The organism is Spirochaetota bacterium, assembly GCA_025061835.1.
Taxonomy (GTDB): Bacteria; Spirochaetota; Brevinematia; order DTOW01; family DTOW01; genus SKYB106.
The window spans coordinates 1-10,496 of sequence record JANXAC010000005.1; the positions used below are offsets into that span (position 1 = coordinate 1).

Sequence of the window (10,496 nt, forward strand, 5' to 3'; positions counted from 1 at the left end):
ACTGAGATTGTATTTTACCTTCCAAGCCTTGTCGGAAATTTTGGATACAAATTTGTAGTCTTTATCGTCGAGTTTGGTGATAATATTTTCTATCTCGCTTAGAGAAGATGGAAGTGCTTTGTTAGCAAAGACAAGCACCAAGAGTGTAAGTAAGCAAAGAACTGAAATTATTCTCATAAAAACCTCCTTCCTTGAAGGATATTCTGAAGAAGAAAAGGTAAAGTTTCAACTAAATATGACTGAAGTTTTTAGTAGAGTTTGGTAAAATTTAATGTGAAAAAACCTATTCTTGACTTGTAAAATAAAGATAAAAGAAAGAAGAAACATATGACTGGCAGAAAAACTATAAAAATTTCAGACTTTTCTAATTCAATAGAATTTTTTGGAGATCCTTTTCAAGAATCTTTTAGAATTTGGAGACTTTTTTAGGAGGACAAATTTATGTTCAAATCTTATGCTTATGGTTTTACTAGAATAGGAAGGAATAGGGAGTTCAAGAGAGCGGTTGAAGCGTATTGGTCTGGAAAAATTAATGACGAGTCTCTTTCCAAAGAACTTGACAATATTCAAAAGGATATGATAAGCAACTATTCGTATTTGGATTATTATCCTGTTGGTGAGATAACTGGATATGATAATATTCTTGACACTGCTATTATGTTGGGTGTATATCCGAAGCATACTTCTTGGAAAGAGTATTATGATCTTGTCAGAGGTAAGAATGCTCTTGAGATTACAAAGTGGTTTAATACTAACTACCATTATGTTGTTCCTGTTTTGTCAGAAAGTGTGAAACTTGATCTTTCGTGGAACAAGCCCCTTGAGGAATATAGAAAGAATAAGTCTCCTAAATCCCTTCCGTTTTTGGTAGGTCCTCTCACGTTTCTCAAGCTTTCAAAAGGTGTTAAGGATATTAATTACTTTTCTGATATGATAACTGAGGTATATTCAGAAGTTATAAAACAACTATCAAGTGAAGGTAGTTCTTTTATTCATGTAGATGAACCTGCGTTGGTTTATGAACTCAATGATAAGGAAAGAGAGTTTGTTAAGGATGTGTACTCTAAAATTTCAAAGCATAGTAAGCTACTCGTTATTACATATTACGACGATGTTGATGAAAAAGCCATGGAGGTTCTTCTATCCACAGATATATTCGGTATTGGTATTGACTTTTCTCATAATGGTGATAGAAGTATCAAATCTCTGAAGAGGTATAGTGATAATCTAAGGGATAAGATCCTCGTTGCAGGAGTGGTTGATGGTAGAAGTGTGTGGAAGGATGATATTAAAAAAGTTTCTAGCAAAATAAGAGAAGAGATTCTTACGCTTGGTGCAAAGGAGGTTTGGATTTCAAACGGAGCACCACTATATCATCTTCCTTACACCGTAGAAGTTGAAGATGCACTTCATCCATCACTTAAAGAGAGACTTGCTTTCGCTAAAGAGAAAATAGAGGAGATAAAACATATAAAATCTTATCTAGATGGCAATGAGGATGCACTTAAGTGGAATGAATACAAGTATGACAACTCTTGGTGGTTTAATAAATCCGTTCAGGAGAGAGTAAAAAACCTTAAAGATCAAGATTTTAGAAGGGAGAAAGATTACAAAGAGAGAGTTAAGATACAATCAAATTGGCTCAAACTTCCAAAATTTCCAACAACTACAATAGGTAGTTTCCCTCAAACTGAGGAAGTTCGCCAAATGAGATTGAAGTATAAGAAGGGGGAGATTACCAAGGAAGAATACTCTGAATTTATAAAGTCTAAGATAAGGGATGTAATAAGGATTCAGGAGGAAATAGGGCTTGATGTGTTGGTTCACGGTGAATTTGAGAGAAGTGATATGGTTGAATATTTCGCAGAGAAACTTAAAGGTATGGCTACAACTAGTAACGGGTGGGTCTTATCTTATGGAACTAGAATCTACAGAGCACCTATAATATACGGTGATGTTTATAGAGATTGTAACCTTGTTATTGATGAGATTTTATATGCTCAGAGTCTTACTAAAAAGCCAGTTAAAGCGATACTTACGGGTCCTGTTACTATTCTTGCTTGGAGTTATGGTAGGAAAGATATTTCTGAAAGGGAAGTTGCTTTTCAGATAGCACTCGCTATACTTGACGAGGTCAAAGAAATTGAGAAAAATGGCATAAAGATAATACAGATAGATGAGCCTGCTTTCAGGGAGAAAGCGCCTATAAAGAGAAGAGATTGGAGTGAGTACTTTGACTGGTCTATTAAAGCATTTAGACTCTCTTCAAAAGCATCCCCAGAGGTTCAACTACACACACATATGTGCTACTCTGAGTTCGGCGAGATAATTGACAAGATATATGAAATGGATGCTGATGTTATAAGTATTGAAGCAACAAGAAGTGGTGGAGATATACTTGATGCGTTTGAGAGGTTTAACTATGATCATCAGATTGGTCTTGGAGTTTATGATGTTCATTCACCTGAAGTTCCGGACACTTATAGTATGAAAAGGATAGTAGATAGGTCGTTAAGGTATATTGACCCAAATAACTTCTGGATAAACCCTGATTGTGGTCTTAAGACAAGGAAGTGGGAAGAAGTCATACCATCTCTCAAAAATATGGTGAAGCTATCACAAGAATTGCGAAAGACTTGAAACCTTGTTTGATGAATATACATTCAATTGTTATGGTGAGTATTATTTATCATATTACGGAAACATACCTTGATGAGGCATTAGCCAAGCTGTCTGCTAACTTGGGGAATGAGTTTTATCTAGCACTTGAGAAACAGATAGAAGAGTTTGATAACAAGATGCTTCTTCTTAAGAAAGATTTTTATGAAGCACTTAAGAATCAGAAAGAAGAGATTATAAGAGAAATGGATGAGAAGATAGAGGATGCTACGGATAGGATAATGAGGCAGGTGGATGAGAAAATGGACAAAACGACAGAAAAGCTTATAAATAGGATTGATGCTATCGGAGAAAGGAGGGGAATATCTTCTGAAACTGCTATGAGAAACTTTGCTGAATCCTTGGTCAAGGAGTGGGGAGGAACTGTAAAAAAGTGGAATAAGGAGGTTACTTATACGGGTCCTGGAGGTGTGAAAGTTAGCAAAATCTATGAAATGGATATAGTGATAACGGATGGTAAAGAGATACTAGTGGAGGTGAAGTCATCTTGTAATATTGAAGCGGTAGAAAAATTCTGGGAGGCTTGTGAGTATTATCTTGCTACTGAAAAGGTTAGGAAAGGGATTGATAGGATAGTGGTGTCTTTCTTCGCATATGAGGATGTTATTAGTTTTGCGAAACAGGAAGGTATTAGAATAATAACAAATTAGGAGAATACTGAACTATGAAGATAGGAAATATTAGAGGTGAAGTTGTAGATGCTTTGCCTACAAGAGCAAGTGAGATAACACTAGATAAAGAGGTGTTAAGGTCCGTTGAAGAGATAATTGAAAATGTTAGGAGGAATGGTGATAAAGCCGTATTGGAATACCTGAAGAGATTTGATGGGTTTGAGGGTGATGAGATAAAAGTTAGCGAAAGGGAGTTTGAGGTTGCTAGAAAAGAGATAGAGAGTAGTTCTAATCTTAAGACTGTTGTGGAAGGTTTTCTTAAAGCCATAGAGAGAGTCAAGAAATTTCACGAGACTCAATTTGAAATACTTAAACTGTATGGAAAATGGACATTAGAGACTAATGGTATTGTAGGTCAGGTTGCGAAGCCTGTTGAGAGCGTTTGTGTTTATGTTCCGGGTGGTAGAGCTGTATATCCATCCACTCTCATTATGAATACCATACCAGCTAAAGTTGCAGGTGTTAAGAATATCTTTGTTTCAACTCCATCAAGGAATGGAAAGGTACCTTCAGTAATCCTATACTTGTGTGAAGTAATGGGTGTTAAAGATGTTTTTAAAGTCGGTGGGGCAGTAGCAGTTGCGAGTTTTGCCTTCGGGACAGAGACAATACCAAAGGTAGATATGATAGTTGGTCCTGGAAATAAATACTACATTACAGCAAAGAAACTTCTCAATGGTGTAATCGGAATAGATATGCTACCAGGTCCAAGTGAAATATGTGTTATAGCAGACAAAGGAGATCCATACTACATGTCTCTTGACCTATTGTCTCAACTTGAGCATGATCCAGATTCTAGTGGCTACTTTATTTCAACAAATCAAAAACTACTGGATGATGTTAGAAGTCAAATGTTGTCCATAATGGCTGAAGCGGAAAGAAGAGATATCCTTAAAAACTCTTTAAGTAACTTTTTTTTCATACTCGTTGAAAGTTTAGATGAAGGGTTTGAAATTGTAAATAAGATTGCCCCTGAGCATCTTGAAGTTATCGTTGAAGGTGTGGATATCAACAACATAGATAGATATGTGAGAAATGCTGGAACTGTGATAATAGGAGAACATACACCAGTAGTTTTAACGGATTACGTGGCGGGTGTCAATCATGTTTTACCAACCGGAAGTAGTGCTAGGTTCTCTTCACCACTTGGAGTGTATAACTTTGTTAAATTCTACAATATTGCCCAGTGGAATGAGGAGCAACTCAAGGAAGATATACCAGTAGTATCAAAACTTGCAAGATACGAAGAACTAGAGGTACACGCCTTGTCAGTTGAGAAAAGGAAACTATAATTCTAGAGTTTATCAAGAGAATTTTGAATCTTTGTCTATAGGTTAGTAATAATTTTGGTATGATGGTAGTTGTTCTTTGTACTATACCTGCTGGAAAGTCAGAGGAGCTTGCTGACAAGATCATCAACGAGCGACTTGCTGGATGTATAAACATAATACCTGGTGTTAAGAGTATATACCATTGGAAAGGAAATGTTGAGAGAGACACAGAAGACCTAATGGTTATCAAGACGCAGAAGATACTGTTTGACAAACTCAAAGAGTTTATAAAGCAAAACCATCCTTACACGGTTCCTGAAATCGTAGCAATCAATGTGGAGAATGTGAATAACGAATACCTAGAATGGTTACTAAAAGAGACAAGAGTATAGACTGGTATTCTTTATCTACTTTTCAGAGTTTGGATTGTTGATCTTGAATATTTGGTATGATGTCAAGGTTAGGTTTTAACTCAGCAACTGAAATGACTCGTTTAGGTTTATTAATCATCACCTTCTATGATAGTCATGACTAGTAAGTGAAGTGTTATGATAGAAGAGCAACTAAAGCAACTATACAAAATTTTGTTTTCAACGCATAAGGTTGGAAAGTCTGTAATTATAACGAGTGAGGAAGAGTTTGATAGTTTGAAAGACATTTTTCTTAAGGTATTTACAAAGGGACTTACACTTCCGTCACTAGATGTTTATCCATACACAGCGTCTGTTCCGCCAATAGATAGAGCGAAGGAGAGAGTCAAAACGATAAGAAATTTAAATTCTGATACAACTTTCATACTAACAACTATTGAAGGACTACTGTTGAGAACAATATCAAAAGAAATAATTTACTCCAAACCACTCACCTTAAGGGTCGGAGAAAGTGTTGATCTTAGGGAACTAAAGGAGGTAGTAGATAGGTTTGGTTATGAGAGGTTAGATAGAGTTGTGGATTATGGTGAATATGCTATAAAGGGATCGGTTTTTGAAATTTTTACATCAATCTATAGATTTCCGATTAGAGTAATAACTGATTTCGGTGAGATAAAACGCATAAGAGCATTTGATCCTGAAACAAGCAGAGGGAGAGAAGAACTAAATTTTGTAGAGATTTATCCTCCATATGAGAACGATTTCTATCGCTTGTTTAAGAAGGGATACGAAGCTGTATCATTCTACGAACTAACAGAGAATCCGACCATCTTCTCTCTTATTAGAATAGAAGACCTACAAGAGGAGTATCAAAGAATATATGATACTATTTCTAGTCTATACTCAAGCGTAAGTAACAATTCTGATTTTCTTTCTCCACAGGAGGTTATAGGTGAATTACCGGAGAACATATCTATTCCTAGCGTAAAATTGGAACTCTTTCCTATGTTCATAGACAAGGACATGCTACTACCGAATTATCTTGTTCTTTCAGGTTATATTTCAGCGAAACTGAGTAAGAATAAAGTTTTCTTCATCTCACCAAGCGAGCGATACACCAAGAAAGCAGGAAGAGTATTTTCCAAGTATGGAATTTCGTCTTTCTTTGCGGGAAGAGTTGAAGACTTTGATGATCTTCGTAAGATGGTAGATAATATTCAAACTGAAGGTAAGGTTGGGATTCTTGAGGGGTTTAATCTACCGAGGGGGGTTGAGTTAGATAATGTTACTATTATAACTATATCTGAACTCTTTAACAGAGAGTTTGTAGAATATGATACTGATACTGTTGAGATATCTTCTGACGAACTTAGGGACATTCATTTTTTCACTAACATAAAGGAAGGTGATTATGTAGTTCATTCGTCTTACGGGATAGGTATATTCAGAGGACTTGTAGAGATTAAGTATTTTGATAGCATTAAGGAGTTTGCTAAAATAGAGTTTGATGGTGGTGATTCACTGTATATTCCACCAGAACAATTTAATCTAATAAGTAAGTATATAGGTAGCGAAGAACCGAAATTAAGTAAATTAAAATCCAATACTTGGAAGAATGTAAAGAAAAGAGTTAGGGATAGCATATTAAAGTTTTCAAGAGACCTATTGAGACTTAAGGCATTGAGGCAAGTTCGTAAAAAGAGTGCTTTTAGATTGGACTATGATGAGTATGAAATGCTTGAAGATAGTTTTCCTTATGAAGAAACTCCAGACCAGATAAGAGCACTTGAAGAAATAAAATCCGACCTTGCTTCGCAAAAAGTGATGGAAAGGGTTATATGTGGAGATGTTGGCTTTGGTAAAACTGAGATTGCTATAAGAGCCGCTTTTTTACACATTCTCAATGGCTACCAAGTAATGGTTCTTGTTCCAACTACTATTCTTGCAGAACAGCATTACAAGACTTTTACCAGTAGATTATCTCCTTTCGGTGTCAAGATTGGTATCATCTCTAGGTTGAGAAAGGAAAGTGAAATTAGAAGGACAATAGAAGAAATCTCAAAAGGTAGCATAGACCTTGTGATCGGAACGCATGCTTTGATTTCTGGGGAGAGAGTCATTGATAAGTTTAAGAGTTTAAGTCTTATAGTTATTGATGAGGAACACAAATTTGGTGTAGAACATAAGGAAGAAATCTTGAAAGGTAGAGAGGATGTAAATGTTCTCATGTTATCTGCAACACCGATACCAAGGACACTTGGAATGAGTATGGGAAACTTGAGAGATATATCTATAATCTCAACACCACCTTTTGGCAGAAAGCCAATAAAAACTTTTATAGTTGAGTGGAAGGATGAAGTTATAAGAGATGCGGTTGAAAGAGAGATAAAGAGGGGAGGACAAGTTTTGGTTGTAAATGATAGGATTGAAGGATTAGAGAAACTCAAGAGAAGTTTGGTCAATGCTTGTAATGGATTGGTTGGTAATGATGATATATGCATCTTACATGGACAACTTGGTAAGATTGAGATTGAGAATGTTTTTTTTGATTTTGTTGAGGGGAAGTATAGGGTTATGATATCAACAACAATTTCAGAGTCTGGGCTTGATATACCAAATGTGAATACGGTGATAATAAACAATGCACATAACTTTGGTCTTGCAGATTTACATCAGATAAGGGGCAGGGTTGGAAGAAGAGATGTTGAAGGATACGCATACTTCATATATCCATCAAAGTATCTTATAAGCGAACTTCAGATGAAAAGGTTAAGCGTGATAGAGGAACATTCTGATTTAGGAGCAGGTTTTAGGATTGCACTAAAGGATCTTGAACTACGAGGGGCTGGTAATCTTCTAGGAAAGGAACAACACGGCAATATTAACTCCGTTGGATATGTCTTCTATGTTAGAATGTTGTCTGATATTCTGAATATGATAAGTCAAGAACAGGATGAAAATGAGGTTATTGATTATTCAGACCCAGTTCTATACTTCAAATCAGGTAGGATTTTCCCAGAAGATCTTGATATACCTACTAGTGAGAAGATGGAAATAATGCTTAAACTTAACATCGCATACACTGAAAGGCAACTTGAGTATGTTCTTGGAGAGATTCAAGATAGGTATGGGAATATACCTGAAGGTTTATACAATCTATCAGAAATAGTTAGGTTAAGATTATACCTTAAGAAATTTAGGATAGAAGAAGTTTATGACAAAGACGAAGGCATCCTGATTAGATTTAGCAAAACCAATCTACCAGATGCAGATAGACTTTTTGAGATTATGATGGATGGCAAATATGAGGTTGAAATGATACCAGAGGATAGTAATGGTATAATACTCAAAGTTAGCGATGAAGGTTTATTGAATAGAATCAGAAAGGTTCAAGATTTTGTTAAGGATATATTTAATCAAAAGGATTGAACCTCTGATATTTTTTAGCCCTGCTTTTAGGAATATAGGTTTGGGTAGTTTTGTAGGATCATCTTCTAGGAACTTGTTAGGCTATTCGGTTGCTGATTTGTTTTTACTGGTTTGCTAGTTTGACATATTTACAACTAGGATATTTGGTTAAGAGAGTCTTTAGGTATTTTTAAGTTTATTGAGAGACAAGGTTTTGTAGGTTATTGAACTTGCTTGTTTTGAGTATGTAGATATCTGGTCGTAATACTAGTATTTAGTAATAGTTTTTGTGTCTTATTTGATAAGGTAGTTGTTGAATATACAGAATTTTGGTATGAAACATTTACTTGGTATAAAGGACCTTTCATCCGAAGAAATAATGTCAATAATAGAATTAGGAGAGGTTTATAGAAATGAACTTATAAACGACAGGGACAGTATCCCTCAGATACTCAGAGAGAGAGTCATAGTGAATTTGTTTTTTGAGCCATCAACGAGAACGAGAATGAGCTTTGAGATGGCTTCTAGTCTTCTAGGTGCTAAAGTATTGAATTTTTCAGAAAATGTTAGTTCAATTCAGAAAGGTGAGAGTAGGTTGGATACTCTTAAGACTATAGAAGCGATGAAAGTTGATGCGGTTGTTATCAGGTCAAATATATCAGGACTTCCTTACCTTTTGGCAAGAGACATAAAGAATGTTAGCATAATAAACGCGGGTGATGGCTCGCACGAACATCCTTCGCAAGCTCTACTTGATGCTCTTACAATGAAGCTAAAGTTTGGAGACATTAGAAGGATAAACCTTTCAATCGTTGGAGACATTCTTTTCAGTAGGGTTGCCAGATCAAATATCCTGCTTATGAAGAAGATAGGTAATAATAACCTTATGGTATATGGTCCTACTACATTGCTACCTAAGGAGATTGAAATGTTTGGTGTTAGGATTGCTAGGAGTTTTGATGAGGTTATTGAATTTTCGGATGTCATAATGCTTTTAAGGATACAAACGGAAAGACAAAACTCTGCTTATGTTCCATCAACGAGAGAATACAAGAAGTTCTGGGGACTAACCGAGGAGAAACTGAAATCTTCTAATAAGGAAGTATTCGTGATGCATCCCGGTCCTGTGAATAGAGAAGTTGAGATTTCTTCTGATGTTATATACTGTGATAAGTCTCTTATTTTAGACCAAGTTACTAGTGGTGTTGCCATAAGAATGAGTATCCTATCTCATATCTTTGACTCCAAAAACCAGAATTGAGAAATACCCATACTCTGATGTATTGATAGACCATATCCTATACTCAAAGAATAGTATCCAACTGATGCCTCAAAGTATGGTATAAATCCTTTTGTTGTGCCATACATTATACTTGTCATAACATTCATTCTAACTCCAGAGTATTCAAAGATCTTTGATATGATAAATAGAAAGAGGTCTTGGTAGTAATAACTTATGTTATAACCAATCCCAAGAATCACAATATTCTGAAAGTTATTATATACAACTCCTTCAAAGGAGGTTGAATAACTTCTAAATTCTAGTATATTGAAAGTGTTTATTCCTCCATAGTTAAAACCAACGCCTATTCCTCCACCGACATAGATGTCAGAGAAGAAGTAGTAGTATTCGTAATCAAGTAGAAGAGAAGCGTAGGTAAAGAGATTATCTAGTATCCTTACGGAATAACCAGCAGTGGTTGATAGGTCATAGACAACAGCAGAACCGTTGATATTCCCTTGATCATCTATGATGGTAATCTCTCCATAGTTTTTATTGATCAAAGACAGAGAGAAATTAATATAGGATAACATAACCTCATATGTTTCTTCTTTGAACATACCAGATGAATAGGAGAGATACAATCTTTGAGTATTGTGATTGAAAATAAAATTTTTCGGTTTAGCTGGGTTTGCGATGAGTGTTGTAGTGGTAATAGATAAGATGACAATAAGTGTAGTTCTAAATATCATGTTCATATCATTTCTGATACTCCTATATTAGCAATATAAACGAGTCAGTTTTCTAAATTCTAGAATTTTTGGGTGTTCAGGGTTTTTGAATAAGTAATTTGTTTTATAATTTTTTGCATAGA

Annotated in this window: 7 protein-coding genes; 6 read left to right on the top strand and 1 reads right to left on the bottom strand. The window is 35.4% G+C overall.

Going from position 1 to position 10,496, the window contains the following annotated elements; genetic code table 11:
* Positions 1 to 441: 441 nt before the first annotated feature.
* From metE to NZ579_02960, 6 genes are all read left to right on the top strand, one after another.
* Positions 442 to 2,640, top strand: a complete 2,199-nt coding sequence (metE, locus tag NZ579_02935) for a 5-methyltetrahydropteroyltriglutamate--homocysteine S-methyltransferase (GenBank protein MCS7298903.1) — start codon at positions 442 to 444, stop codon at positions 2,638 to 2,640.
* An 11-nt stretch (positions 2,641 to 2,651) separates the two neighbouring features.
* Positions 2,652 to 3,329, top strand: a complete 678-nt coding sequence (locus NZ579_02940) for a DUF3782 domain-containing protein (protein MCS7298904.1) — start codon at positions 2,652 to 2,654, stop codon at positions 3,327 to 3,329.
* Positions 3,330 to 3,343: 14 nt separating this feature from the next.
* Positions 3,344 to 4,642 (top strand): histidinol dehydrogenase, encoded by a 1,299-nt coding sequence (hisD, locus tag NZ579_02945; GenBank protein MCS7298905.1) that lies wholly within the window; start codon positions 3,344 to 3,346, stop codon positions 4,640 to 4,642.
* 59 nt (positions 4,643 to 4,701) lie between these two features.
* Positions 4,702 to 5,013 (top strand): divalent-cation tolerance protein CutA, encoded by a 312-nt coding sequence (locus tag NZ579_02950; GenBank protein ID MCS7298906.1) that lies wholly within the window; start codon positions 4,702 to 4,704, stop codon positions 5,011 to 5,013.
* A 156-nt stretch (positions 5,014 to 5,169) separates the two neighbouring features.
* A complete protein-coding gene (locus tag NZ579_02955) occupies positions 5,170 to 8,421 on the top strand; it encodes a helicase-related protein (GenBank protein MCS7298907.1) in 3,252 nt (1,083 codons plus the stop codon).
* 313 nt (positions 8,422 to 8,734) lie between these two features.
* Positions 8,735 to 9,661: an aspartate carbamoyltransferase catalytic subunit gene (locus tag NZ579_02960; protein MCS7298908.1), complete on the top strand. Its 927-nt coding sequence runs from the start codon at positions 8,735 to 8,737 to the stop codon at positions 9,659 to 9,661.
* Here the strand turns inward: NZ579_02960 and NZ579_02965 are convergent.
* Positions 9,631 to 10,380 (bottom strand): hypothetical protein, encoded by a 750-nt coding sequence (locus NZ579_02965; protein MCS7298909.1) that lies wholly within the window; start codon positions 10,378 to 10,380, stop codon positions 9,631 to 9,633. The genes NZ579_02960 and NZ579_02965 overlap by 31 nt on opposite strands.
* Positions 10,381 to 10,496: the final 116 nt, after the last annotated feature.